The organism is Halalkaliarchaeum sp. AArc-CO (assembly GCF_024972735.1).
Taxonomy (GTDB): Archaea; Halobacteriota; Halobacteria; order Halobacteriales; family Haloferacaceae; genus Halalkaliarchaeum.
In genome coordinates this window covers 111,713-135,441 of sequence record NZ_CP087723.1, presented here as the reverse complement: position 1 = coordinate 135,441, position 23,729 = coordinate 111,713, and the positions used below count along the sequence as shown (strand labels likewise).

At 66.0% G+C, this 23,729-nt stretch carries 24 protein-coding genes; 17 read left to right on the top strand and 7 right to left on the bottom strand.

The annotated features are described in order from the left end of the window. Nucleotides 1-26: 26 nt before the first annotated feature. Entirely contained in the window at nt 27-446 is a 420-nt protein-coding gene (locus tag AArcCO_RS01405) for a PPC domain-containing DNA-binding protein (RefSeq protein WP_259534585.1), read from the bottom strand. A gap of 170 nt (nt 447-616) precedes the next feature. On the opposite strand from AArcCO_RS01405, the gene AArcCO_RS01400 reads away from it, so the two are divergent. Together AArcCO_RS01400 and nikR are read left to right on the top strand one after the other, a co-directional pair. Then, nucleotides 617-1,906, top strand: coding sequence for an adenosylhomocysteinase (locus AArcCO_RS01400; protein ID WP_259534584.1), 1,290 nt, complete (start codon nt 617-619; stop codon nt 1,904-1,906). 40 nt (nt 1,907-1,946) lie between these two features. Then, complete coding sequence (nikR, locus tag AArcCO_RS01395) at nt 1,947-2,369, top strand: nickel-responsive transcriptional regulator NikR (protein ID WP_259534583.1); 423 nt, start codon at nt 1,947-1,949, stop codon at nt 2,367-2,369. Between the two features lie 132 nt (nt 2,370-2,501). Here nikR and AArcCO_RS01390 read toward each other — a convergent pair whose 3' ends face one another. Beyond that, a complete protein-coding gene (locus tag AArcCO_RS01390) occupies nt 2,502-2,696 on the bottom strand; it encodes a cold-shock protein (RefSeq protein WP_259534582.1) in 195 nt (64 codons plus the stop codon). 188 nt (nt 2,697-2,884) lie between these two features. Here AArcCO_RS01390 and AArcCO_RS01385 point away from each other — a divergent pair, with 188 nt between their 5' ends. Together AArcCO_RS01385 and AArcCO_RS01380 are read left to right on the top strand one after the other, a co-directional pair. Further along, nucleotides 2,885-3,349, top strand: coding sequence for a DUF4870 domain-containing protein (locus AArcCO_RS01385; RefSeq protein WP_259534581.1), 465 nt, complete (start codon nt 2,885-2,887; stop codon nt 3,347-3,349). 89 nt (nt 3,350-3,438) lie between these two features. After that, a complete protein-coding gene (locus tag AArcCO_RS01380; RefSeq protein ID WP_259534580.1) occupies nt 3,439-4,209 on the top strand; it encodes a DUF429 domain-containing protein in 771 nt (256 codons plus the stop codon). Nucleotides 4,210-4,243: 34 nt separating this feature from the next. On the opposite strand, the gene fer (AArcCO_RS01375) is transcribed toward AArcCO_RS01380, so the two are convergent. Next, entirely contained in the window at nt 4,244-5,056 is an 813-nt protein-coding gene (gene fer, locus AArcCO_RS01375) for a ferredoxin Fer (protein ID WP_259534579.1), read from the bottom strand. 140 nt (nt 5,057-5,196) lie between these two features. On the opposite strand from fer (AArcCO_RS01375), the gene AArcCO_RS01370 reads away from it, so the two are divergent. Genes AArcCO_RS01370 through AArcCO_RS01360 form a run of 3 tightly spaced genes read left to right on the top strand, consistent with a single transcriptional unit; the run spans nt 5,197 to nt 8,466 of the window. Then, nucleotides 5,197-6,132, top strand: a complete 936-nt coding sequence (locus AArcCO_RS01370; RefSeq protein WP_259534578.1) for a 1,4-dihydroxy-2-naphthoate polyprenyltransferase — start codon at nt 5,197-5,199, stop codon at nt 6,130-6,132. Nucleotides 6,133-6,137: 5 nt separating this feature from the next. Beyond that, nucleotides 6,138-7,247: a mandelate racemase/muconate lactonizing enzyme family protein gene (locus AArcCO_RS01365; RefSeq protein ID WP_259534577.1), complete on the top strand. Its 1,110-nt coding sequence runs from the start codon at nt 6,138-6,140 to the stop codon at nt 7,245-7,247. Nucleotides 7,248-7,278: 31 nt separating this feature from the next. After that, entirely contained in the window at nt 7,279-8,466 is a 1,188-nt protein-coding gene (locus tag AArcCO_RS01360) for a pyridoxal-phosphate-dependent aminotransferase family protein (protein ID WP_259534576.1), read from the top strand. A gap of 6 nt (nt 8,467-8,472) precedes the next feature. Here the strand turns inward: AArcCO_RS01360 and AArcCO_RS01355 are convergent, their stop codons facing one another. Then, entirely contained in the window at nt 8,473-9,114 is a 642-nt protein-coding gene (locus tag AArcCO_RS01355) for a molybdenum cofactor guanylyltransferase (protein WP_259534575.1), read from the bottom strand. 101 nt (nt 9,115-9,215) lie between these two features. Here AArcCO_RS01355 and AArcCO_RS01350 point away from each other — a divergent pair, with 101 nt between their 5' ends. Then, nucleotides 9,216-10,874, top strand: a complete 1,659-nt coding sequence (locus AArcCO_RS01350; RefSeq protein WP_259534574.1) for a gamma-glutamyltransferase family protein — start codon at nt 9,216-9,218, stop codon at nt 10,872-10,874. A gap of 6 nt (nt 10,875-10,880) precedes the next feature. On the opposite strand, the gene hjc is transcribed toward AArcCO_RS01350, so the two are convergent. Next, entirely contained in the window at nt 10,881-11,303 is a 423-nt protein-coding gene (gene hjc, locus AArcCO_RS01345; protein ID WP_259534573.1) for a Holliday junction resolvase Hjc, read from the bottom strand. A 525-nt stretch (nt 11,304-11,828) separates the two neighbouring features. On the opposite strand from hjc, the gene AArcCO_RS01340 reads away from it, so the two are divergent. Then, on the top strand, nt 11,829-12,989 hold the full coding sequence (locus AArcCO_RS01340) for an aspartate-alanine antiporter-like transporter (protein ID WP_259534572.1): 1,161 nt from the start codon (nt 11,829-11,831) through the stop codon (nt 12,987-12,989). Nucleotides 12,990-13,112: 123 nt separating this feature from the next. Further along, on the top strand, nt 13,113-13,478 hold the full coding sequence (locus AArcCO_RS01335) for a tautomerase family protein (RefSeq protein ID WP_259534571.1): 366 nt from the start codon (nt 13,113-13,115) through the stop codon (nt 13,476-13,478). A 76-nt stretch (nt 13,479-13,554) separates the two neighbouring features. Here AArcCO_RS01335 and fer (AArcCO_RS01330) read toward each other — a convergent pair whose 3' ends face one another. Then, nucleotides 13,555-13,944 (bottom strand): ferredoxin Fer, encoded by a 390-nt coding sequence (fer, locus tag AArcCO_RS01330; RefSeq protein WP_259534570.1) that lies wholly within the window; start codon nt 13,942-13,944, stop codon nt 13,555-13,557. A gap of 282 nt (nt 13,945-14,226) precedes the next feature. Here fer (AArcCO_RS01330) and AArcCO_RS01325 point away from each other — a divergent pair, with 282 nt between their 5' ends. The 3 genes from AArcCO_RS01325 to AArcCO_RS01315 all read left to right on the top strand — a co-directional run bounded on the left by AArcCO_RS01325 (nt 14,227) and on the right by AArcCO_RS01315 (nt 17,430). After that, on the top strand, nt 14,227-14,934 hold the full coding sequence (locus AArcCO_RS01325) for an RAD55 family ATPase (RefSeq protein WP_259534569.1): 708 nt from the start codon (nt 14,227-14,229) through the stop codon (nt 14,932-14,934). Nucleotides 14,935-14,947: 13 nt separating this feature from the next. Further along, complete coding sequence (locus AArcCO_RS01320) at nt 14,948-15,490, top strand: DUF8057 family protein (protein WP_259534568.1); 543 nt, start codon at nt 14,948-14,950, stop codon at nt 15,488-15,490. Between the two features lie 89 nt (nt 15,491-15,579). Continuing rightward, nucleotides 15,580-17,430: a PINc/VapC family ATPase gene (locus tag AArcCO_RS01315; protein ID WP_259534567.1), complete on the top strand. Its 1,851-nt coding sequence runs from the start codon at nt 15,580-15,582 to the stop codon at nt 17,428-17,430. Between the two features lie 7 nt (nt 17,431-17,437). Here AArcCO_RS01315 and argS read toward each other — a convergent pair whose 3' ends face one another. After that, nucleotides 17,438-19,204, bottom strand: a complete 1,767-nt coding sequence (gene argS, locus AArcCO_RS01310) for an arginine--tRNA ligase (RefSeq protein ID WP_259534566.1) — start codon at nt 19,202-19,204, stop codon at nt 17,438-17,440. Nucleotides 19,205-19,498: 294 nt separating this feature from the next. Here argS and AArcCO_RS01305 point away from each other — a divergent pair, with 294 nt between their 5' ends. The 4 genes from AArcCO_RS01305 to AArcCO_RS01290 all read left to right on the top strand — a co-directional run bounded on the left by AArcCO_RS01305 (nt 19,499) and on the right by AArcCO_RS01290 (nt 23,715). Next, on the top strand, nt 19,499-20,254 hold the full coding sequence (locus tag AArcCO_RS01305; protein ID WP_259534565.1) for a DUF120 domain-containing protein: 756 nt from the start codon (nt 19,499-19,501) through the stop codon (nt 20,252-20,254). Further along, nucleotides 20,255-20,974 carry a 3,4-dihydroxy-2-butanone-4-phosphate synthase gene (gene ribB, locus AArcCO_RS01300; protein WP_259534564.1) on the top strand — a complete coding sequence of 240 codons (720 nt, stop codon included), beginning with the start codon at nt 20,255-20,257 and terminating at the stop codon, nt 20,972-20,974. A 120-nt stretch (nt 20,975-21,094) separates the two neighbouring features. Further along, nucleotides 21,095-22,903, top strand: a complete 1,809-nt coding sequence (locus tag AArcCO_RS01295) for an ABC transporter substrate-binding protein (RefSeq protein ID WP_259534563.1) — start codon at nt 21,095-21,097, stop codon at nt 22,901-22,903. Beyond that, on the top strand, nt 22,903-23,715 hold the full coding sequence (locus AArcCO_RS01290; protein ID WP_259534562.1) for a phosphatase PAP2 family protein: 813 nt from the start codon (nt 22,903-22,905) through the stop codon (nt 23,713-23,715). The genes AArcCO_RS01295 and AArcCO_RS01290 overlap by 1 nt, the downstream gene beginning before the upstream one ends. The last annotated feature ends 14 nt before the right edge of the window (nt 23,716-23,729 follow it).

Here is a 23,729-nt window from a genome sequence, read left to right as displayed (position 1 = left end):
TTGTTCGCTCCCGTCCCTCCCGCCGTTCACAGCCAGAGATCCAGATCGGTCACGTCGTCGTGAGACCGTTCGAGCGGCTCCTCGAACGCCCGCATATGGACCTCGCCGGCGAAGACGGTCGCAGAGTTGAGATGTCCCGCGAGAGTCTGCCCGCTCGGGCGAGACAACACGGCGTGGGTGTGTGCGAACACCTCGTCCTCGAGCAGCGCGATGTTCCCCACGCAGGCGGCGACCTCCAGCGGCTCCTCGAACGTCACCGGCTGGTACTCCTTGGTCTCCTGGTCGTAAAACCAGATTTCGGCGTCCTGGACCGCCCCCATCGCGTTGAACCAGGCCGACTCGATCCCTTCCTCGCGCGCCAGCGATTCGATCTCCTCGCGCCAGTCCGCCCCGGTGTCGAGCCGTGCGAGGAACTCTCGCGTCGGCGTGACTTCCCGATAGTTCATGTCCGATGAGACGACCCTCGCCGACAAAAAGGTTGAGTCCCCGGTCCCGTCCCCGCCGGACGGTCCCGTCCCCGCCGGAACGGCCGCCAGCGGTGACCGAACAGCTCGCACAGCGGGCGTATCGTGGTGTGTCGGTAGCGTTTTCACCGGCGTTCCCGAACCTGATATGTATGAGTCAAACCGGATACTCGCCGGTGACCGAACAGCTCGCGGAGCCGGAGTCGGCACGCGAGGAGGGTCGCCGGAAGATGGAGTGGGCGCTACAGCACATGCCGATCCTGGAAGCGCTCCGCGAGGAGTTTCGGGCGGAGAAACCGCTCGAAGGAGAGCGAGTGGCAATGGCGATGCACGTCGAGGCGAAGACGGCCAACCTCGTCGAGCTGCTGGCCGACGGCGGTGCCGAGGTGGCGATCACCGGCTGTAACCCGCTTTCGACCCACGACGACGTGAGCGCGGCGCTGGACGCCCACGAGAAGATCACCTCCTATGCGGTTCGGGGCGTCGACGACGAGGAGTATTACGAGGCGATCGAGGCCACCATCGGCCACGATCCGACGATCACCGTCGACGACGGCGGCGACCTCGTGTTCGCGATCCACGAGGACTACCCCGAACTCATCGACACCATCGTCGGCGGTTGCGAGGAGACGACTACCGGCGTCCACCGACTGCGGTCGATGGCCGAGGACGGCGCGCTGGAGTATCCCGTCTTCGCGGTGAACGACACGCCGATGAAGCGGCTGTTCGACAACGTCCACGGGACCGGAGAGTCCTCCCTCGCGACGATCGCGATGACGACAAACCTCTCGTTTGCGGGCAAAGACGTCGTCGTCGCCGGCTTCGGCTACTGCGGGAAGGGCGTCGCCAAGAAGGCAGCCGGACAGAACGCGGACGTCATCGTCGCAGAAGTCGACTCCCGGAAGGCACTGGAGGCGCACATGGAGGGGTACGACGTGATGCCGATGGCCGAGGCCGCCGAGGTGGGCGACGTCTTCATCACGACGACGGGCAACCGCGACGTGATCGTCGAGGAGCACTTCCGGAAGATGCAAGACGGCGTCCTGCTGGCGAACGCGGGTCACTTCGACGTCGAAATCGACCTGGAGGCGCTCGACGACCTCGCGGTCGACCGCTACGAGGCCCGAGAGGGCGTCGAAGCGTACGAACTCGAGGACGGTCGGCGGCTGAACGTGCTGGCGGAAGGGCGACTCGTCAACCTCGCGGCACCGATCGCGCTGGGCCACCCCGTCGAGGTGATGGATCAGTCGTTCGGCGTCCAGGCCGTCTGCGTGCGCGAACTCGCCGGCCACGGCGACGACTACGAGCCGCGCGTCCACGATGTCCCCGACGAACTCGACCGCGAGATCGCCGAGATCAAGCTCGAGGCGGAGGGCGTCGAATTCGACTCCCTGTCGGCCGAACAGGAGGAGTACCTCTCCTCGTGGCAGCACGGAACGTAAGATAATAAGGATTAACAGGAATAGGCGCCTCTGTTAATACATGACGGTAGTGAGCGTCTCGATGCCCGAAGAGTTGCTCGAGCGGATCGACGAGTTCGCCGAGGATCACGGCTACACGGGGCGAAGCGAGGTCGTCCGGGAGGCCTCCCGGAACCTGCTCGACGAGTTCGAGGACAGCCGGCTGGAGGGCCGCGAGTTGATGGCAGTCGTGACGGTGCTTTTCAACTACGAGACGACGGCCGTCGAAGAGCGGATGATGCACCTCCGCCACGAACACGAGGAACTGGTCGCCTCGAACTTCCACAGCCACGTCGGGAACCACTACTGCATGGAACTGTTCGTGCTCGAGGGCGACCTCGAGGAGATTTCCACGTTCGTGGGCAAGATCCGGGCGACACAGGACACACTCACGATCGATTACAGCGTGATGCCGGTCGACGACTTCGAAACCATCCACGCGTAGCAGCAGTTCACCGAGTTGAAAACGTCCTACGACAGCGGAGAGGCGCCGCTCGTCTGTCAGTTCCGGCCCGCAGAAACCACGGACCGCTTCTTTCGATCGCCGATACCGGGCTAGAACGTCGGGAAAACCGAGTTACAGCCGCTGCAGGTTTTTCGCGCGCGGGCCTTTGTCGGCCTGCTCGATGTCGAATTCGACTTCCTGCCCCTCTTCGAGATCCGGGCCGCCAACGTCTTCCATGTGGAAGAACACGTCGTCGTCCGCGTCCTCAGTCGAGATGAAACCGTAGCCGCCTGTGTCGTTGAAGAAATCAACAGTACCAGTTGCCATTGCCTGTTGTGAAAGGGGCAGGGGAGGCATAAGGGTTGTGAGAGAACTGTTGACTTGACTCGCGGGAAACGGCGATGGGTTGAGGAAAACAATCCGTCATCGTTCGGCGCTGGGTCCGGAGTTCCGGGTGGTAGGCAACGCATACCTTTTCCCTTTGAGCGTCCACATATCCCCGGAGAGACACAACTATGTCGAGCAAACAGAACACGTCGAACGAACAGGGCGAGGGAACGCAGGACGAACACGACTCCGACATCGTCGAAGGGGCCGGCGAGACGGAAGCTGGCTCGGGGACCGGCCTCGAGCCGAACGTCGCCGGGGCGTTGAGCTATCTCCTCGGGCCGATCACGGGCATCCTCTTTTATCTCGTGGAGGACGACGACGAGTTCGTCCGATTCCACGGCGCCCAGAGCACGATCGTCTTCGGCGGACTGTTCGTCCTCAGCATCGGCATGACGGTGCTTTTGGGGGTGCTGGCTGCGATCCCGGTCGTCGGCTGGATCGCCGGCGCGGTGCTCGGTATCGCGAGCATACTTCTGGCGCCGGTCGCGTTCGTCGCCTGGCTGTTCCTGATGTACAAGGCATACCAGGGGTCGGAGTACGCGGTTCCGATCGCGGGAACGTACGCCCGGAAGTACGCGCCAGCGAAATAGTCCCAGGCGACGCCGAGCAACTAGCTGCAGGAGAAATAGCCGCATAGACGACCGTACCGTTTTTGTTCCGGCCGCTGAACGATCGAACGATGAGTGACGCGTCACTGTCGGTGGGCGCGGTTCGGGGTGACGCCGTGTGGGTCGCCGTCGCCTTCGCCGGCAGGGAGTTCGATCACGCCGCAGTCTTCCCCGAGATCGGCGACCTGTGGCTCCGTTATGAGGAGGCCGATCGGATCCTCCTCGACGTGCCGATCGGTCTGGTCGACGAGGGGGATCCCCGCCGCCGGTGTGACGTCCTCGCGGAACGCGTCCTGGAACGCGACGAAGACGGCGACGAATCGAGAGGAAACTCCGACCGGTCGGTCGTTTCCCCGGTACGCGAGGCGACCCGAAAGCGTCGGTACTCGACCGCCGCGAAAGTTCACGAGCGAAAGACGGGCGAACAACTACCGGAGATGTCCTTCGAGCAGGTCCCCGCGATCGCTGCAGTCGACGAACTCGTCGGGGAGCTCCCGGAGGCGAGAGCGACGATACTCGAATCGCGGCCGGCGGTCTGTTTTCGTGCCATCGGCGGGGAGCCGCTGCAGTACGATCGGGAGACTGCAGGAGGGTACGCCGAACGGATGCGCAAACTGGCGGCGTTCGACCGGGACGGAGCGCCGACGGTGCAGGCGGCCGCGGAGGCGACCGCGGGCCAGGAGGTGCGGATCGAAGAGGTGCTCGACGCCGTGGTTCTGGGGTACACCGCCCGACCGTCCCCGGTCCCGCTCCGGTCGCTGCCGGAAGACCCGCCGACCGACGAGCGTGGGCTCCCGATGCGGATCGTCTACCGGGCCGAAGAACCGCTCGTCGCCGAGTGACCGTCGAGGACGTACTGCGGCGCACACAACAGCGTCACACCGACGGCGGCGTGTCGCTTTCGCCAAGCGGCGACGGCAGGCGGAGGTCCTCGAAATCCTCGAGTTTCTGGACGTTCGTCACGAGCTTCACCGTGTCCGTCACCGGAACCCCGACACAGGTGAGTCGGGCGTTCATCACGTTCACCTGGTCGTCTGTGAGCACGTGGTTTCCGGGCATTGCGACATCGCCCTCCTTTACGAGCACCGCACAGTTCGCACAGGCGCCGCCGCGACAGGCGTACGGCCACGACAGCCCGCGGTTCTCGGCGGCCTCGAGGATCGTCTCGCCGGGTTCGACCAGGATGCGGCCGTACTCCGCGGAGTTGAGCCGGTACTCCGCGGAGGCTTTCTCGAACAGGTCGTCGTCCTCGACCGACCAGCCGTTGGCCTCGATCGCCTCGTAGTCGAGGTAGGTCACCCGTGCTGGCGTCTGTCGAACGACCGGCGCGGATCCCCGCTGGCTGTATCGCGCGATGACCGCCGCCGCGTCCGGGATCGGCTCCCCTTCGAGGTTCCGGAACCAGTCGCGCACCGTCCGCGGCGACAGGCCGTACGTGTCGGCGAGTTCCTCGACGTCGACGCCCTCGGTCCGGGCGACTGCGGTGACGATCGACTCCTCGTTTGCGGTGTCGATCCAGTCGGCGAGCTCTCCGGAGTCGAGCCCGTACAGGTCGGCCAGTTCGCCGACGTCTCGTCCTTCCTCGGCGTTCGCCAGCGCCACCATCAGGAACTGTGCCGACTCCTTTTCGGAAACGTGTTCGAGCCACTCCCGGAGATCCTCGACGGGCACTCCATCCAGTTCGGTCATACTCCCTGTTGTGCGACCCGTCTCATAAAACGAGCGGCGTGATCCGCGCTCGTGACCGAACGAAGTGAGGGAACCTGTGTGACGGGAACACGCCGCTCCGGATAACAACTTTGAGGACAGGGTGGCCCGAATCACGGGTGATGGCTACGCAGGACGTCTCGCGTCGGAAGGCCTGGCTCATCGCCGCGCGGCCACAGACGCTACCGGCGGCGCTCGCGCCGGTCGTCGTCGGGGTGGGGGTCGCCCTTCACGACGGCGTATTCGCGGCGCTGCCGGCAGTTGCCGCGCTGGTCGGGGCTTCGCTCATCCAGATCGGCACCAACTTCGCCAACGACTACTACGACGCCGTCCAGGGGGCCGACACCGAGCAGCGCGAGGGGTTCACGCGGGTGACCGCCGGCGGGTTGATCGACCCCCCGTCCGTAAAACGGGCGATGTGGCTCACGTTCGCCGCCGCGGTGCTCGTGGGCACGTACCTGGTGTCCGTCGGTGGGGTGCCGATCCTCGTCGTCGGCCTGCTGTCGATCGCCACCGGAATCGCCTACACCGGCGGCCCGTATCCGCTCGGTTATCACGGGCTCGGCGACCTGTTCGTGTTCGTCTTCTTCGGGGTGGTCGCGGTGGTTGGAACCTACTACGTCCAGGCGGCGGCGCTGCTTTCGGGCACGTTTCCGCTCTGGCTCCCGCCGGGGACCGTCACCGTCCCGGCAGTGGTGGCCAGCCTTCCGATCGCGGCCCTCTCGACGAACATTCTCGTTGTGAACAACGTCCGCGACCGCGAGGAGGACGCCGAGACCGGAAAGCGGACGCTCGCGGTGCGGTTCGGCTACCGGTTTTCCCGCGTTCAGTTCCTCTCGATGCTCGCGCTGGCGTACGCGGTCCCGTTCTGGTTCCTGCTCCAGGGATGGTCTGTCGTGGTTCTGGCACCGCTCGTGACGCTGCCGTACGCCGGACGTATCGCACAGACCGTACGGGAGGAAACGTCTGGCGACGCGCTCAACCCCGCGCTCGAATCGGCGGGCAAACTGCTGGCCGCGTTCGCGATCCTGTTTGCGGCCGGGCTCGCGGTCGGGTGATCCGGATGCGAATTCGTCCCTTTTCAGTGCCGCTCGACTCGCCGCTTTCGACCGCGCGTGGGGAGATCTCACGGCGGCGAGGGTTTCTCGTGGGGACCGACGCCGACGGCGACACGACGGACGGGGAGCCGGTGGTCCACGGAATAGGGGAGGCGACACCGCTCTCGGGATGGACCGAGCCGTACGACCGCTGTCGCGAGGAACTCGAGTCGGCCGTCGACACGTGCGGGAACGAGACGGGCAACGTCGAAACTCCCGGGACGCCGGCGGCCCGCCACGGCATCGCGCTGGCGCGGCTCGACCGGGACGCCCGGAGGGCAGACGTGTCCCTCGCCGAAGAGCTCTCGGGCCGCTACGGAACCGGCGCCGCTGCGGCCGACACGGTTCCAGTCAACGCTACCGTCGGCGACGGATCGCCGGCGGAGTCGGCCGAACGCTGCCGCGAGGCTGTCGAGGCCGGCTTCGGCTGCCTCAAGATAAAGGTCGGAAAACGGGCGCTCGCGGCGGATCTCGACCGGCTGCGTGCCGTCCGGGACGCTGTCGGGGAGGCAGTGACGCTCCGGGCAGACGCCAACGGCGCATGGGATCGGAAAACCGCCGATCTGGCGCTCGACGAACTCGGCGCGCTCGGCGTCGACTACGTCGAACAGCCGCTTCCAGCCGACGATCTCGAGGGACACGCTCGACTCCGCGGTCGGGGGGTCGACGTCGCACTCGACGAGTCGCTTGCGACCGGGGGAAACGGCGATACGCGAGCCATCGACCGGGTCCGGACCGCAGTCGAGGTGGGGGCGGCCGACGTCGTCGTGTTGAAGCCGATGGCGCTCGGTGGGCCGGATCGGACACTCGAGGCAGCGTCGACGGCCAAAGAGGCCGGCGTCGAGCCCGTGATCACGACCACGATCGACGCCGTCGTCGCCCGGACTGCCGCCGTCCACGTCGCCGCGGCGATTCCCGAAATCCCCCCATGTGGGCTCGCGACCGGAGGGATGCTCGCGGACGATCTCGCGCCTGATCCCGCGCCCGTCGACGGCGGGCGGATCCGGGTGCCACACGGGCCGGGGATCGCAGGCGGGGCGTTCGACGGGCTCTGCGACGACACGAACGGCGGGTAGTTTTACCTGCGAGTCGGGTGTACCCGCGAGCATGGCGCGCAACTCGGAGATCGACGAGCTGGTACCGCCGGATCGGACGCTACTGGGCCCCGGGCCGAGCGACGCCCACCCACGGGTGTTGAAGGCGATGGCCACCCCGTTCGTCGGCTACCTCGACGACTACTACGTCGAGGTGATGAACGACGTCCAGGAACTGCTCCGGATGCTGTTTCGGACCGACAACGAGTGTACGTTCGCGGTCAGCGGCACCGGCTCGGCGGCCATGGAGACGGCGTTCGCGAACCTCGTCGAACCGGGTGAGACCGTTCTCGTGCCGTCGAACGGCTACTTCGGCGACCGCATGGGCCAGATCGCCGAGCGCGCGGGGGGCGAGGTGGTCACCGTCGACGCGCCCTGGGGCGAACCGCTCGATCCGGACGACGTGGCCGCGGCGTTCGACCGCCACGACCCGACGGTGTTCGGGTTCGTGCACGGCGAGACGAGCACCGGAGCGCGACAGACGGCGATCCCCGAACTCACGCAGATCGCCCACGACCACGACGCGTACGTGATCGCGGACACGGTCGCGTCGCTGGGCGGGGTCGAGTTCCGGACCGACGAGTGGGACGTCGACGTGGTGTATTCGGGGTCCCAGAAGTGTCTCTCGGCGCCGCCGGGATCGAGCCCGATCACGTTCAACGACCGTGCAGTCGAGAAGGTCGAGTCGCGGGAGGAGCCCGTGCGGTCGTGGTATCTCGACCTGGAAGGCGTCTGGGAGTACTGGGGCGAGGAACGGAACTACCACCACACCGGACCGACGGCGACGACGTACGCGCTCCGCGAGGCGCTCCGGATGGTCGACGAGGAGGGGCTCGATGACCGCTGGGCGCGTCACCGGCGTGTCGCCGGCGCGCTCAAGGCCGGCGTCGAGGCGATGGGACTGCCCCTGAACGTGGACGACGACCACTGGCTGCCGACGCTCAACCCCGTACAGGTGCCCGACGGCGTCGACGACGGCCGGGTGATCGATCGCCTGATGGACGAACACGGGATCGAAATCGTCGGGGGGCTCGGCGCGCTGTCGGGCGATATCTTCCGCGTGGGATGTATGGGCAACTCCGCACGACCGGAGAACGTCACCCACTTCGTTGCCGCGTTCGGGTCGATTCTCGAAGCCGAGGGGGCCGACGTCGATCCCGACGCCGGCGCCGTCGCGACGGCCCGCGCGCTCGAGGAGTGATCGCGGTTAGCGACCCTCCCGCTCGAGAACCCGTTCTTCGGCCCGGCGGAACTCCTCGCGGGTGTTGAGGTTCTCGAAGGCGGCCCTCGTCGTGTACTCCAGCGCGTGCTCCTCCTCGACGACGACGTAGTTCAGATCGAACAGGGGTTCGATGATCTTCCGGTCGCCCCGGTCGAGCGCGACCTGGCAGGCCTCGGCCATCGGTGCGGCGCGATAGACGGCGTGTGTCGTCTGGAACCACTGGTCGTCGAGTCGAGGGACGGCCGCGTCGTAGCCGTCGACGCGATCGAACAGGTACTCGACGAAGCCGGGATCGACGAACGGCATGTCGCAGGCGACGACGAACGCCGGTGCGTCCGGCCCCGCGATCGACTCGATCCCGCGGAGCCCGGTCATGATGCCGGCCATCGGCCCCCGGTCGGGTTCGGGATCGACGGCGAACGTGACGCGGCGGGGATACCCCGCCATCGCCTCGCGGATCGCCGGGACCTGCTCCGTTCGGCAGTTCACCACGACCGCCTCCACGACGTCGGCGATCCGGTCGGCGACGCGGCGGATCATCGGCGTCCCGGCAAGTTCGGCGACGGCCTTGTCCTGGCTGCCGAATCGGGTCGATCTCCCCCCGGCGACGATGACCGCCGACTTCATGCGACGCGGTTCGGGACGGAGCGACTTAGGCGCTTGTTCCCGAAGCTGGCAATCCGGCCCGGGAGCCTGACGCTTTTGCGGCTCCCCGCGCAAACGATCCCATGGCAGAACCCGATCTCGACCGGTTTACCTCGAGGCGTTCGACCGCCTACGGACGACGCGGCGCCGTCGCGACCAGCCAGCCGCTGGCTGCGGAGGCGGGCATTCGGACTCTCCGGGAGGGGGGCAACGCGTTCGACGCCGCCGTCGCGACCGCGGCGGCGCTCAACGTCGTCGAACCGACCTCGACCGGCCTCGGCGGCGACGTGTTCGCGCTGTACCGAACCGCCGACGGCGAGGTGGGCGCAATGCGCGCCTGTGGCGGTGCCCCAGCGGGCGCGACGATCGAGCGCGTCAAAGCGGCGCTGGCCGAGGCGGAGCCCGCGGCCGACACCGACTACCCGTGGGCGCCCGAAACCGACGATCCCGACGACGTCGAGATGCCGATGCACGGCCCCCACACGGTGACGGTCCCCGGGACCGCCAGAGGGTGGGAGGCGACGGCCCGGGAACTGGGGACGAAACCGCTCTCGGAGCTGCTCGAACCGGCGATCGAGTACGCGATCGAGGGGTATCCGGTCTCGGAGGTGATCGCCGACTCCTGGAGCCACGCCGACGCGCTCTTCCGGACGGACAACGCCAGGGAGGCGTACCTGGTCGACGACAGAGCACCCGAGACGGGCGAGGTAGTGACGCTCCCGAAACTCGGGCGATCGATGCAAAAAATCGCCGAGGAGGGCGCAGACGTCGTCTACGAGGGCGAAATCGGCGAGGCGATCGCACGGGAGGTGCAGTCGCGTGGGGGGTTCCTGACCGTCGAGGACCTCGCGGGCTTCGAAGTGGAGTGGCCCGAGCCGGTCTCGACGACGTACAACGGCGCCGAGGTGTACGAACTGCCGCCGAACAACCAGGGACTGATCGCGCTGGAGGCGCTCAACGTCGCCGCCGAGCTGGGTGCCGGCGACCACCCGCTCGACTCGCCGGAGCGGGTTCACTACTTCGCGGAGGCGATGAAGCGCGCGTTCCACGACGGCCACCGGTACATCACTGATCCCGACTACGAGGACCACCCGCCGCTGGGGTCGCAGTCGTGGGCGAAAAAGCGGGCCGACACGGTGGGCGAGGAGGCGAGCGACGACGTCACTTTCGGCGTGCCCGAAGCGAACGCCGAGGACGCCGACACCGTGCTGCTCACCGTCGCCGACGAGGCGGGCAACGTCGTCTCGTACATCAACTCCCGCTTTGCGGGGTTCGGCTCCGGGCTCGTGGCCGGCGACACCGGCATCGCCTTACAGAACCGCGGTGCGTCGTTCTCGCTCGATCCCGACCACCCGAACCGGCTGGAGCCGGGGAAACGCCCGTTCCACACCCTGATTCCGGCGGTCGCGCGGCTGGGGCCGGACGACTGGCTCGGCTTCGGCGTGATGGGCGGGTACATGCAGCCACAGGGGCACGTCCAGGTGCTGTCGAACCTCGTCGACTACGACCTGCCGCTGCAGGCGGCGCTGGACCGACCGCGGTGGCGCTACCGGGAGTCGGGTGAGCTCGCGGTCGAACCGCACTTCGACTCGGACGTGGCGGCAAAGCTCGTCCGGCGGGGCCACGACGTCCGGCTCCTCCAGCCGCTGCTGTTCGGCGGGGCACAGGCGGTCCGAAACGACGACGGGGTGTTGTCTGCGGCGACCGAGCCGCGAAAGGACGGCAACGCGCAGGTGTTTTGATCCGACTCACAGGTCGTCGAGGGTCGTCCGCTTCGACTCGCCGACGAACTCCGCGAAGTCAGTTCCTTCCGCGAGTGCGGTTTCCTTTTTGACCCGATAGCTTCCGGCGTCGGTGGTGTAGAGATCCCCTGGATGGAAGAAGTACCAGTCTTCGCGGTCGAACCGGACGCCGATCCGGGGTTTGGCGCCGAAGTTCCGCGCGAAGTACACCAGCGCCTCGACCTCCTCCCCGGTGAGATAGATCGGATCGCCGGCGCTGGACTTCGCCTCGATGGCGTAGAATTCCTCGCCGTTGCCGGCGAGCACGTCCGGGAGTTCCCGGTCGGTCGCGCTGCCGCTCGCCGGCGCGCGCATTACGGCGAATCCCGCCTCGTCGAGCGCGTTGACGAGTTCGCGCTCCCGTCTATCTCCCTTCCGGTTTGCGGACATCGAAGGGAGATTGTTTCACGGAACTAAAAAGGTCGCCGAGTCGCCGCGTGAGGGGGTGGGTCGCGTTCGAGCGTGAGGGGGTAGGTCGCGTTCGAGCGTGAGGGGGTAGGTCGCGTTCGATCGACTGTCGTCTACGCGCGATCGAGGGTGCGCGCGAACGGGAGAACATATATTAAAGTTGTGAATTTCTACAATAGAGGACAATCATTAATAGTAAGAAATCTTATAATAATTCCTAATTCATCAAGTAGTTCATGCGGCGGGCGAAATCGTCCGGTCGAATAATCTCGAATAGACCGATCATTAATGAGGGATAGCCCGGCGGTCCTAGTTTTTTTATTCTCATCCGAGTAAAATCTCCGCCACATATATGAACGCTGTCGAAAAACTATCAAATGAAACAGTAGTAACGGCCACTAGAGAACCAAAAATCATATAAAAAATGATACGACCTGCTGCGCAGAGTCGAAGAGGAACCGGGTGGAAAGTCGAAGGGGACCGTCGCTTCGAGAGGAGGATCCAGTCGTGACGGCCGTCGATGCGCTGGTAAGCAGCGGCGTATTCGTGATGTTCCTCGCGGTGCTGATCGGGATGGCGTTCGGGCGGGTGAACCTCGGACGCGGGATCAAGTTTGGAGTCGCGGGGCCGCTGTTCGCCGGGCTCGTTCTGGGACACTTCGGGTTTACCGTTCCAGGCTCCTTCAGCGGCCTAACGCTGGCGCTGTTCGTGGCGGCCGTCGGCCTGATCGCCGCCCACGAGATCGAGGGGACGATCAAGACCTACGGGTTGAACTTCGTGGTCATCGCGGTCGTGATGCCGACCATCGCTCTGGCGTTCACCTACGTGTGGACGCAGTTCGTGTTCGCCGACGCCTCGACGGCCCTGATCATGGGGTCGTTCTCGGGCGCGTTGACGAGTAGCCCGGGGCTGGGATCCGCGATGGAGGCACTTCCGGAAGCCGCCCGGGCGGACTACCAGATCGGCCACTCGATCGGCTACGTCGTCGGCGTGTTGATCATCGTGATGTTCCAGCAGCTGTACCCGGTGCTGGGGAAACTCGACATCGCTTCCGAGAAGGAGCGGTTCCTCGAGAAGGTGAGCGGGCAGACCGAGGAGGACGGTCCGTCCGTCGCCGAGGTGACGTTCAGCGTGCTGGGGTTCGCGCTCGTGATCGTCGTCGGCTCCGTGATCGGGGCGATAGAGATCCCGATGGGTCCGATCGGCGCGGCGTCCCTGGGCACCACCGGCGGTGTACTGATCGCCGCACTAACACTGGGGTACGTCGGCAGAGTCGGCCCCATCCCGACGCGGATGGACACGACCGTGCTCTCGGAGATCCGGGCGTTCACGCTGGCGATGTTCCTGGCAGTCGTGGGGATCGACGCCGGGGCGGGGTTCGTCGAGACGATAGCGGAGTACGGCGCCCAGGTTGTGGCGGCGTCGGCGCTCAACAGCGTCATCGCCATCGTCGGTGGCCTGCTGCTCACCCGGCTGATCTGGAAGATGGACTGGATCCACGCTGCCGGCGGGATCACCGGCGGTCATACCGACACCAAGGGGTTGGCGGCAGCGATCGACGCCACTGACTCCGACGAGGTCGCCGCAGGGTACGGGAACACCTACCCCTTCGCACTTCTGGCGATGGTTATCTACGCGAAGGTGCTCGTACTGGTCGTTCCCCTCTGATCGTCCTCCCCGCTGATCGACCCCCCGCTGATCGTCCTCCCCGCTGATCGACGCACAGTCGGGACGCGGCCCAGAAACGGTACCTGCACAGAACCCGAGTACGTCACTGGAGACCGAACACAGATGCCACACTTACAGTTCGACGTGGACTTCTCGATCGACGACCCGGCAGCCGAACAGTTCACCGCGGACGTCGCGGAGTTGTACGCCGATACGATGGACGCCTCGACCGAGTACACCGCGGTGAGTCTCCGGAGGATCGACACCATCTACCTCGGGCGGGCGACCGGCGAGCGTCGGGTGATTCTACAGGCCGACGTGCGGGCAGGCAGGGAGGTCGAGACGAAACGCGAGTTCGCCCTGGCGGTCATCGAGACGGTCGCCGAGCGGTTCGACGTCCCCCGGTCGAACCAGAAAGTCGTCTTCACCGAACACGACGGGTCACAGATGATGGGTCACGACCGGGTGGGGGACGACTGGTCGGAGTAGCAGGCTGGAGCCATAGCTTACGGGAGTGGCGGCCAAAAAAATCACCGCGGGTTCTGGCGACACCGAGCGGTATCGCTTAAATGACGCGGTTCTGGAGGTAATCGAGGTGCTTTGCGTTGTAGACGATCTTGACTTCGTCTGTCGTCGGGCTACCGATGCAGGTGAGCCGGACGTTCTTCTCTTCGACTTCCTCGTCGGAGAGGATCTGCTGCATGTCCATCTCGAGGTCGCCTTCCACCGCGATCGCCGCGCAGTTCGCACACGCGCCGGCGCGGCAGGAGAACGGCCAGTCATACCCCTGCGCCTCGGCGGCCTCGAGGACGTACTCGCCCTGGTTGACTTCGAGGCTGCCGTAGTCCTCTTCGCCGAGCCCGGCGTCGGCGGCTTTCTCGAACAGATCGTCGTCGTCCATCGACCAGCCCTGGTCGTCCAGCACTTCGTAGTTCAGGTATTCAACGGTAGGCATCACTCGTCGATTCAGCATCCAGGCAATTAGACTTTGCTGTTTCCATGTTTAAATTCGATCGGCGTCACCAATACGAGGCGGAGGGCCCGCGCTCAAGGAGCGCAGTACTTGGGATGCTCAATCGGAAGCACAAGCGAGTAGCGCGGGGAGGATGTCAAAGGCCGCACAATGGGATTCGAACCGCCGAAACGACGTCATGCTCTCTCGAGCGCCCTATCGGAGAGTATCATCGGTGAAAATCGGACGGGAAGCTTTTTTCATCCAACACGATTCCCAACAGCCATGAGGGTGTCAAGCGGCATCGACGGCTTCGACCGGCTCGTCGATGGGGGGTTGCCTGCGGGGCGGCTGTGCGTCGTCACGGGACCGCCCGGCAGCGGCAAGACGACGTTCGGCGCGCAGTTCGTCACCGAGGGGGTCGCGAACGGCGAAACCTGTCTGTACATCAGTATGCACGAGACCCGCGAGGGGATCAAGGAAGACATGTCCGGGTTCTCCTTCGGGTTCGAGCGCGCGATCGAGACGGAGCGGCTCAAGTTCCTCGACGCCTTCTCCTCGAACGGGAGCCGGTTTTTCGGCAACCCCGGCGCGAACGGCCGGCAGAACGACGCCGTAAACCGACTCACCTCGTTTATCAACTCCCAGGGGATCGACCGGGTCGTCATCGATTCGGCGATGCTTTTGGGGTTCCTGTTCGACGACGACGAGGCGACGACCATTCAGGTGCTGTCGGCGCTCAAGCGGACCGACGCCACCTCGCTTCTGGTCGCGGAAAACACCGAACCGGACGCGTACGCGACCGAGCAGTTCCTTGCCCACGGCGTCGTCTTCCTGCACAACTACCTCGAGGACGGGGAGATGCAGCGGGGGATCCAGGTGCTGAAGATGCGGGGAACCGACATCGACACCGACATCCACGAGCTCTCGTTCGAAAGCGACGGCATCCGGATCGGCGAGCGGCGGAAGATACCACAGGGAAGCCAACAGTGACGGACTTACAGTAATGTACGGAAACGACGGCGGTACAGGCACGAACGGGGGAAATGGGACCGACGAAGAGCGGCTCCTGTCGGAGTTCTCCGATCTCGACGGGGAGAACGCGACCGAGCGGGCGTTCGAGCTGGGGGTGGCCGACGCGTGTGAGCAGGTCCACAGCACGTCCGGGAGTACGCGGGGCCGGATCGAAGCCCTGGCCGGGATCGACACCGACCGCGCGCTTCGGCGGCTCAAGGAGACCGGCGACTCGACCTACGACCGAAGCCTGATCGACCTCGCCTACGACGAGGGGCGGACGCGCGGAATGAAGCTCGCACGGCGCGAGGACGACGCCGAGGGGGTCTGGTCGGAGCTCGTCGGCGACGACACATCCGATGGCGACGTTCCGACGACCGGGACGTTCGAGGAAGCGCTTCCGGGAGCCCTCGGCCGAGTGAGAGCACTCGATATCGGCACTGAAACCGGACCCCCGGAGAGTCTCTCGCTGCCGGAGTTCCTCCGCAGCCGCGGCGGGCCGGGGCGTCGGGACGGAACGAAACGGCGCGAGTGATCGGAAAGCGGCGCGACGAGCACGCCAGGCGAGGTGGCGTTGCGTTCGGAGGTAACACCCTTATACCGTTCGCGGTCGGATCTTCAGGTATGAACGTTGTTCCGGACACGAGCGCGGTCGTCGACGGCCGCGTGTCCGAGCGGATCGAGGACGGAAGCTACGCCGGATGGACGGTCGTCGTCCCGGAAGCGGTGGTGGGCGAACTCGAGGCGCAGGCCAACGAGGGGCTCGACACCGGCTGGGAGGGCCTCGCCGAACTCCAGCGGCTCGTCGACCTCGTCGAGGACGGAGAGATCGAAGTGGAGTACGTCGGTGAACGTCCCGGTCCCGACACCCACGGCGTCGCCGGCGAGGGGGAGATCGACGCCCTCATCAGGGACGTCGCCGCCGACCACGACGCGGTGTTGCTCACCAGCGACTACGTCCAGGCCGAGGTGGGCCGCGCGAAGGGCCTGCAGGTCGAGTACGTCGAACCGGTCGTCCGCCAGGTCGACGACCTCCCGATCCGGGAGTACTTCGACGAGGAGACGCTGTCGGTTCACCTGAAGACGGGAACCCGACCGAAGGCGAAACGTGGACGGATCGGCGAGCTGACCTACCAGCGGATCGCCGAGGAGGAAACCACCGAAGCGCAGATGCGCGAGTGGGCCGACACGATCGAGGCGCTCGCGCGCGCTAGCCCCGACGGGTTCATCGAGCTGGCCGAGCCGGGGATGACGATCGTCCAGTACCAAGACTTCCGGATCGCGGTCGCACGACCGCCGTTTTCCGACGGGATCGAGATCACCGCCGTGCGACCGATCGTCAAGACCGAGCTCGACGACTACAGCCACGCGGAGCCGCTGAAGCGCCGGCTGCTGGAACGCCAGCGGGGCGTGCTCATCTCGGGGTCGCCGGGCGCCGGGAAGTCGACGTTCGCCCAGGCGGTCGCGGAGTTCCTCGACGCGAACGACTACGCGGTCAAGACGATGGAAAAGCCCCGCGACCTCGACGTCGGCCCCGACATCACCCAGTACGGCGCGCTGGGGGGCGAGATGGCCAAGACCGCCGACTCGCTGCTTCTGGTCCGGCCGGACTACACGATCTACGACGAGGTCCGCAAGACCGACGACTTCGAGGTGTTCGCCGACATGCGCCTGGCGGGGGTCGGGATGGTCGGCGTCGTCCACGCCACCCGGGCGATCGACGCGCTCCAGCGGCTCGTCGGGCGGGTCGAGCTGGGCATGATCCCGCAGGTCGTCGACACGGTCGTGTTCATCGAGGACGGACAGGTGGACACCGTCTACGACGTCCAGACGACGGTGAAAGTGCCCGAGGGACTCACTGCCGAAGACCTCGCCCGGCCGGTGATCCAGGTGACCGACTTCGAGACCGGCCGCCCCGAGTACGAGATCTACACGTTCAACCGGCAGGTCGTGACGGTGCCGCTTTCCGACGACGACGGGGAGGACACCGGCGTGAGCCGGATCGCGAAACAGGAGATCGAACGGGAGATCCGGTCGGTCGCGCGCGGCCACGTCCAGGTCGAGCTGAAGGGGCAAAACGACGCCGTCGTCTACGTCGAGGAGGACGACATCTCCTACGTGATCGGGAAGGGCGGCGGCCGGATCAGCGACATCGAAGAACGGCTCGGGATCGACATCGACGTGCGGACCCACGACGAGCGACCGGGCGGCGCGAACGCCGCCGACCGTTCCGGCACGGAACTCACAGATCCCAACGCGACCGTCGTGCAGCCGGAGATCACCTCCCGACATGTGGTCATCAGGGTCGACGAGTTCGTCGGCGAGACGGTTGAGGTACGCGCCGGCGGCGACTACCTGTTCACGGCGACGGTGGGGCGGGGAGGCGATATCCAGGTCTCCCGTGGGTCCGCGATCGCAGAAGAGCTCGAGGACGCGATCGACAGGCGGCGGGAGATCACCGTCGTTCCGGTCTGATTTCGGTTCACATCGATTTCGGCGCTTCCACGCCGAGTATCGACAGCGCGTTCGCGATCGTGTGTCGGGCGGCGCGAACGAGCGCGAGACGTGCCCTGGCGGTCGCCTCGTCGTCTGCGGTCACCACGGGGCACTCCCGGTAGAACGCGTTGAACGTCTCGGCGAACTCCCGGGTGTAGGTGGCGATCAGATGCGGCTCCAGTTCGTCTGCAGCCTCCTCGATGCAGGCGGGGAACCGGGCGATCACGGCGAGCAGGTCCCGCTCTTCGGGAGTGTCAAGCAGGTCCGGCGTCACCTCGGCGTCGGCGTCGGGGAGTTCGATTCCCGCTCCTGCTGCTTCCTCCTCGATCCCGCAACACCGGGCGTGGACGTACTGGACGTACGGCGCCGACTGCGCCTCGAAGTCCAGCGCGCGGTCCCATTCGAAGGTGATCGCCTTCGTCGGCTGCTTTGCGACGATGTCGTACCGGACCGCGCCGATCCCGACCTGCCGGGCGATCCGCTCTATGTCGTCGTCGGTCAACTCGTCGTCCCGGATCCGGTCGTCCATCCGGCGCTGTACCTCCTCGCGTGCACGATCGATCGACTCGTCGAGCAGGTCGTCCAGCATCACGCCGGTGCCCCGGCGGGTGGACATCTTCCCCTCCGGGAGGTTCACGTACGAGTAGATGACGTGATCGAGCTGGTCGACGTCGTTGCCGAGCAGCTCGAGCGCCGCGTCCAGTTGATCGGCCTGGAGCTTGTGGTCTTCTCCGAGGACGGTGACGGCGCGGTCGTAGTTGTCGAACTTCCACTCGTGGTGGGCCAGGTCGCGGGTCGTGTAAAGCGACGTGCCGTCCGACCGGAGGAACACGAGGTTCTTGTCGATCCCCCACTCGTCGAGTTCGAGCTGCCAGGCCTCCTCCTCGTAGACGGCGTGGTCGGTGTCCTTGAGCCGGGCGGCCACCTCGTCGGTTGACCCGTCGCGCATGAACCGCGTCTCCTTGACGAACTCGTCGAACACCGCGGGAAGCCGGGCGAGACACTCCTTCATCCCACCGAGTACGCCATCGACGACTTCCTCGACCCGCTCGTAGACCGCCTCCTCGCCCTCCTCGAGCCCCTGGAGGATCGCGGCGATCTCCGCTTCGGCGGCCTCGACCTCCTCGGGATCGGCGGTCTCGAGGAAGTGGTTCCCCTTCCGGTAGTAGCGCACCAGATCGTATTCGATCCGATCGCGTGCCGGCGGTTTCTCGAGATCACTCTCGTCGAACGTCTCGTAGGCCCACGTGAACACGGCCATCTGTCGTCCGGCGTCGTTGACGTAGTAGTGGCGATCGACGTCGTAGCCGGCGGACGCGAGCACGTTGGCGACGGCGTCGCCGACGATCGGGTTCCGCGCCCGGCCGACGTGGACCGGCCCCGTCGGGTTGGCGCTGGTGTGCTCGACCACGACTGACGTGTCCCGATCCGGGAGCGCGCCGTAATCCACCCCCTGGGCGTCCGACAGCGTGTCCGTGAGGTACTCGTCGGTCGTCGTGAAGTTCACGTACGGCCCCTGGCTGGCGGCGGCCGCGACGTATCCCGTCGGCTCGGCCGCCGCTGCGACCTCCGCAGCCACCTGTGGCGGCGGCGCGCCGGCTTCCCCCGCCAGCCGGAAGGCGACGCTCGAGGCGAGCGTCGCGTCGACGTCCGCCGGCGGCTCCTCGATTCCGAGATCGTCGGTCGGATATCCCAGCTCCGAGAGTGCCCCTTCGAGGGTCGACTCCACGTCCGACCGGAACTGTCTGAACATGCAGGGGCGTTTGCCGTGGGCCGTAAAGGCCCTTCCGAAGCCGACTGCATCCGACCGGGCGGCCGTGCCAGCCGGACGGCCGTGGTAGCCGCAAACCGACGTGGCGGGCTCCACCGCGAGTGGGGATCCGTCCGGAGAAACGGACCGTTTAAGCCACTCCGCAGTGGACATTCGAACGGTAACCGGCGGTCAGTTCGACGCGATTCTGAGGCCGCCCCGGGGGGGTGTTATCATATTTTTGGAACGCATCCCACATCCGATACGCTTTTCCGCGGGCTCCGCCAACCTCGAAGTATGTCCGGGACAGTACCCGCCGTCGGGCAGGACGAACTGGCGACGCTGAAGCTCGTCGCCCTCGATGGCGGCCTCGTCGGACCGGTGAAAGTCTCGTGCTCGGAGCTCGCCGACCGCCTCGACGCGTCGAACCAGACCGCCTCGCGCCGGCTCCAGGCGCTGGAGGCGGCCGACCACATCGAGCGCGACGTCGTGAGCGACGGACAGTGGATCACGGTTACCGACGACGGGGAGTCGGCACTCCGTCGCGAGTACGCCGACTACCGACGGATCTTCGAGGGACGCCGGTCGCTCACGCTTCGGGGCCAGGTCATCAGCGGGATGGGCGAGGGACGACACTACATCTCGCTGCCCGGCTACATGGAACAGTTCCGGGAACGGCTCGGATACGAACCGTTTCCGGGTACTCTAAACGTCGAACTCGACGAGGAAAGCGCCCGGTCGCGGGCGGGACTCCGGTCGATCGACGGGGTAGCGATCGACGGCTGGGAGGACGAGGAGCGAACGTTCGGCCCGGCGACGTGTTATCCAGCGAGCGTGCGGCGAAGCAACGAGGGGCGAACCGACGGGGCCCGAAGCGTCGATCTCGCGCACGTGATCGTCCCCGAACGGACACACCACGACGAGGAGAACCTCGAACTCATCGCTCCCGACAAACTCCGAACGGAGCTCGATCTCGAAGACGGCAACCGGGTGACCGTCGAGATCCACGGCGGCGTTTTCGCTGTCGATGACCGTAGCGAGGAGGTGGCGTAAATGCGTCGTCGACGGAACGCCCCGGGGGCGATCGAAGGGGAGGAACCCCTCGAAAGCGGGACGGTCGAGGAGGCGATCGCTGCGTTTTCCGCAGGAAAGCCGGTACTGATCCACGATTTCGACGACCGGGAGGGAGAGACGGATCTCGTCTACCCCGCCGGGGCAGTCGGACCGGCCGACGTCGCACGCATGCGCAACGACGCCGGCGGGTTGGTCTGTGTCGCGCTGTCGGATTCGGTCGCGGAGACGTTCGGGCTGCCGTTCCTCGCCGGCGAGATCGACCATCCGGCCGCGGGCGATCACGATCTCGCGTACGACGAGCGGTCGTCCTTCTCGCTTCCGGTGAATCACCGCGAGACGTTCACGGGGATCACCGACGAGGACCGGGCGCTGACGATTCGGGAACTGTCCGGCGCCGCGAGCGCTGCGGTCCGCGGACCGGATTCCTACACCGCTGCGGATTTCGCAGAGGAGTTCCGAACCCCGGGGCACGTCCACCTGCTGCGCGGGGCCCCGAACCTGCTCGCGGATCGGGAGGGGCACACCGAACTCGGGCTCGCGCTGGCACAGCGGGCGGAGCTGCCTCCGGCGGTCGTCGTCTGCGAGATGCTCGACGACGAGTCCGGTGCCGCACTGGCGCCGGCCGACGCTGCCGCCTACGCCCGCCGACACGGGCTCGTCTACCTCGAAGGTGCGCGATTGATCGACGCAGTCAGGTGATCCTGGTCCGGGCCGGGCCCCGGTATCCGGTTCTCGCCACCACAGCACTATTATACGTTCGACGACGACTTACGACTGATACTGAGCGGTCCGTACGGATCGCTATCCACCATCCAACGGATGTGCTCGAGTCTCAGCTCCACCACGCGGCGGACGTTTCTGGCGGCTGGAGCGGCGACGCTGTCGGGAACGGCTGGCTGTCTTCGCGACTTCAGGACTGTTGCCGGTCGCGACAGGACCGACCAGCTCGAACTGGAGATCCGGACGCTGCCCGCCGACAGCGATCCCAACGCAGTACGGATCGCCCGGATCCTCGAGGGGCGTCTCGACGCGGTTGGCGTCGAGGCCCGGATCAACACGCTGACCGAAGAAGAGCTGTATCGCCAAGTGCTCTTGAACCGGAACTTCGACGTGTACGTCGGTCAGCTCCCCGAAACGACGGCAGCCGATCCCGACGCCCTGTATCCGCTGTTGCATTCGAAATACGGGGCCGAGCCCGGGTGGCAGAACCCGTTCGGCTACGCGGACCCGGACACCGACAGACTATTGTCCAGACAACGAACGACGGAAGGCACCGACCGCCTGGACGCGGTGGCCGCTCTCCAGCGTCACCTCGCGGAATCACAGCCGTTCGTCTCGATCGCGTTTCCCGACGAGATCAGCGCCGTCAGGGGAACGCGCTTCTACGAGTGGCAGGACAACAGACCGACCGATCCGGTGAACCTCCTGTCGCTTTCACGCCGGGACGATGCCGAACCGACCCTGCGGCTCGTGACCACCGATCCGCGGTTGACCGAGAACCGCAATCCGATCGCCGCGGAGTTTCGGCGGCACGGGAGCCTGCTCGCACTGGTTTATGCACCGCTAGTCAGGCAGATCGACGACGAGTTCCAGCCGTGGCTCCTCGGAAGTTGGCAACCTCACCCTCACGGCGAACGAACCGAAGACGAGCAACAAAGCGACGACTCGCTGCTCTGGCGCGGAGAGCTCAGAGAGGGGCTCACCTGGCACGACGGGGAACCGCTCGATTCCGAGGACGTCGCGTTCACGTACGAATTTCTGGCCGATACGTCGATGGGTCGGGTAGAGTCAGCCATCCCCACCTCCAGGTTTCGAGGACGATCTTCGCTCGTGAAGTCGATCGAGTCGGTCGACGAGCAGACGTTCGACATCCGGTTCGAAACCGGAAGTCCAGAGGTGGCAATCCGAGCGTTTACCGTCCCCGTGTTGCCCGAACACGTCTGGCGCGACTACACCGGACCGGCGACGATCGCCGGGGTCGAAGTGAACGACGAGACCACGGAGGCACTCGTTCGGCCGAACGACGAGCCGATCGGCTCCGGGCAGCTCCGGTTCCATGAGGCGACACCGGGCGAGGAGATCGTCTTCGAGCGGGTCACCGACCATCCACTCGGATCCCTCGAGGATCTTCCGGACCGATTCCAGGGAGGGCCGGCGTTCGATCGGCTCCATCTGAGCGTTCTCCCCTCCGACGTGGTCGCCGTCGAAGCGGTGGCCGACGACGACGCCGACGCGACGGTTTCCAACCTCGGAACCGACGCCGTCCCCAGAGCAGCCCGGTCGTCGGCGACGTCCCTCGTGAGCTATCGGTCGCGGGCGCTGTATCACATCGGGTTCAACACGCGCCAGGCGCCGCTTTCGAACTTCAGGTTCCGCGTCGCGGTCGCACAGCTGTTCGACAAAGGAGAGATCGTCGAGGAGGTGTTCGACGGGTACGCGGTGCCCGCGACCGGACCGCTGGAGGAACGATGGGTTCCACCGGATCTCTTCTGGGACGGGGAGGACCCAGTCGTGCCGTTCTTCGCCGGAGCCGATGGCGAGTTCGACGAGGAGGCAGCCCGCGAAGCGTTCAACGAGGCGGGGTACCGCTACAACGACGACGGGGAACTGCTCGCGAAGGGCTCCTGATGCCCGCCACCATGCTTCCCGAACTCTCTCCACTCACGCGGGTGATCGTCGTTCTCCTGTCCGTCATCACAGCCGGAACCGTCGTCGCCGGGGTGACAATAGTCGGCCCCGGGCGGCTCCGGAGACTCGTCCGAACGGTGCCGCGACATCTCGGGGAGGTGGCCCCGTACGTTGCGGCGCTCGCGATTGTCCTCGTCGTCAGCGCGTTCGCTCGTGAGCCGCTCCAGTCGGTGTCAGAGCTGTACGGGCTGTATCTGACTGGCACACTCTTCGCCATCGAAGGAGAGTTCGTCGCGTGGCTCCAGTCGCACGCGACCGACGAAGCGACGCGTCTCCTCTCGTGGACGTACGTGTACGGCTACGCGTTCCTGCTCGTGTTTCCCCTCGTCGCGTACGCGGCGCTCGAGGAGTCCACACAGCTCAAACGGCTGCTTGCGGCGTACACGCTCAACTACGCGATCGGGCTCGTCGTGTACACCATCGTGTTCGCACACGGCCCGCGGAACGTGATGCCGGACCTGGTGACATCGCTTTTGTACACGACGACGCCCGACTTCCAGCATCTCACCACCCAGATCAACATCAACTCCAACGTCTTCCCGTCGCTGCACACCTCGCTTTCGGTGACCGTCGCCGCGCTCGCGTATCGGACCCGCGACGTCTACCCCTCCTGGGCGGTGGTGTCGGGGGTTCTCGCGACCGGCGTCGTGTTCTCGACGATGTATCTGGGAATCCACTGGGCACTGGACGTCGTCGCTGGAACTGTCCTCGCACTCGCGTGTGTCTGGATCGTCTGCGAGTACATCGAATGAAGATCGCCCCCGAT

Coding starts and splice junctions, on each gene's coding strand:
- AArcCO_RS01405 (WP_259534585.1), bottom strand. CDS start 446: ATGAACTATCGGGAAGTCACGCCGACGCGAGAGTTCCTCGCACGGCTC.
- AArcCO_RS01400 (WP_259534584.1), top strand. CDS start 617: ATGAGTCAAACCGGATACTCGCCGGTGACCGAACAGCTCGCGGAGCCG.
- nikR (WP_259534583.1), top strand. CDS start 1,947: ATGACGGTAGTGAGCGTCTCGATGCCCGAAGAGTTGCTCGAGCGGATC.
- AArcCO_RS01390 (WP_259534582.1), bottom strand. CDS start 2,696: ATGGCAACTGGTACTGTTGATTTCTTCAACGACACAGGCGGCTACGGT.
- AArcCO_RS01385 (WP_259534581.1), top strand. CDS start 2,885: ATGTCGAGCAAACAGAACACGTCGAACGAACAGGGCGAGGGAACGCAG.
- AArcCO_RS01380 (WP_259534580.1), top strand. CDS start 3,439: ATGAGTGACGCGTCACTGTCGGTGGGCGCGGTTCGGGGTGACGCCGTG.
- fer (WP_259534579.1), bottom strand. CDS start 5,056: ATGACCGAACTGGATGGAGTGCCCGTCGAGGATCTCCGGGAGTGGCTC.
- AArcCO_RS01370 (WP_259534578.1), top strand. CDS start 5,197: ATGGCTACGCAGGACGTCTCGCGTCGGAAGGCCTGGCTCATCGCCGCG.
- AArcCO_RS01365 (WP_259534577.1), top strand. CDS start 6,138: ATGCGAATTCGTCCCTTTTCAGTGCCGCTCGACTCGCCGCTTTCGACC.
- AArcCO_RS01360 (WP_259534576.1), top strand. CDS start 7,279: ATGGCGCGCAACTCGGAGATCGACGAGCTGGTACCGCCGGATCGGACG.
- AArcCO_RS01355 (WP_259534575.1), bottom strand. CDS start 9,114: ATGAAGTCGGCGGTCATCGTCGCCGGGGGGAGATCGACCCGATTCGGC.
- AArcCO_RS01350 (WP_259534574.1), top strand. CDS start 9,216: ATGGCAGAACCCGATCTCGACCGGTTTACCTCGAGGCGTTCGACCGCC.
- hjc (WP_259534573.1), bottom strand. CDS start 11,303: ATGTCCGCAAACCGGAAGGGAGATAGACGGGAGCGCGAACTCGTCAAC.
- AArcCO_RS01335 (WP_259534571.1), top strand. CDS start 13,113: ATGCCACACTTACAGTTCGACGTGGACTTCTCGATCGACGACCCGGCA.
- fer (WP_259534570.1), bottom strand. CDS start 13,944: ATGCCTACCGTTGAATACCTGAACTACGAAGTGCTGGACGACCAGGGC.
- AArcCO_RS01325 (WP_259534569.1), top strand. CDS start 14,227: ATGAGGGTGTCAAGCGGCATCGACGGCTTCGACCGGCTCGTCGATGGG.
- AArcCO_RS01320 (WP_259534568.1), top strand. CDS start 14,948: ATGTACGGAAACGACGGCGGTACAGGCACGAACGGGGGAAATGGGACC.
- AArcCO_RS01315 (WP_259534567.1), top strand. CDS start 15,580: ATGAACGTTGTTCCGGACACGAGCGCGGTCGTCGACGGCCGCGTGTCC.
- argS (WP_259534566.1), bottom strand. CDS start 19,204: ATGTTCAGACAGTTCCGGTCGGACGTGGAGTCGACCCTCGAAGGGGCA.
- AArcCO_RS01305 (WP_259534565.1), top strand. CDS start 19,499: ATGTCCGGGACAGTACCCGCCGTCGGGCAGGACGAACTGGCGACGCTG.
- ribB (WP_259534564.1), top strand. CDS start 20,255: ATGCGTCGTCGACGGAACGCCCCGGGGGCGATCGAAGGGGAGGAACCC.
- AArcCO_RS01295 (WP_259534563.1), top strand. CDS start 21,095: ATGTGCTCGAGTCTCAGCTCCACCACGCGGCGGACGTTTCTGGCGGCT.
- AArcCO_RS01290 (WP_259534562.1), top strand. CDS start 22,903: ATGCCCGCCACCATGCTTCCCGAACTCTCTCCACTCACGCGGGTGATC.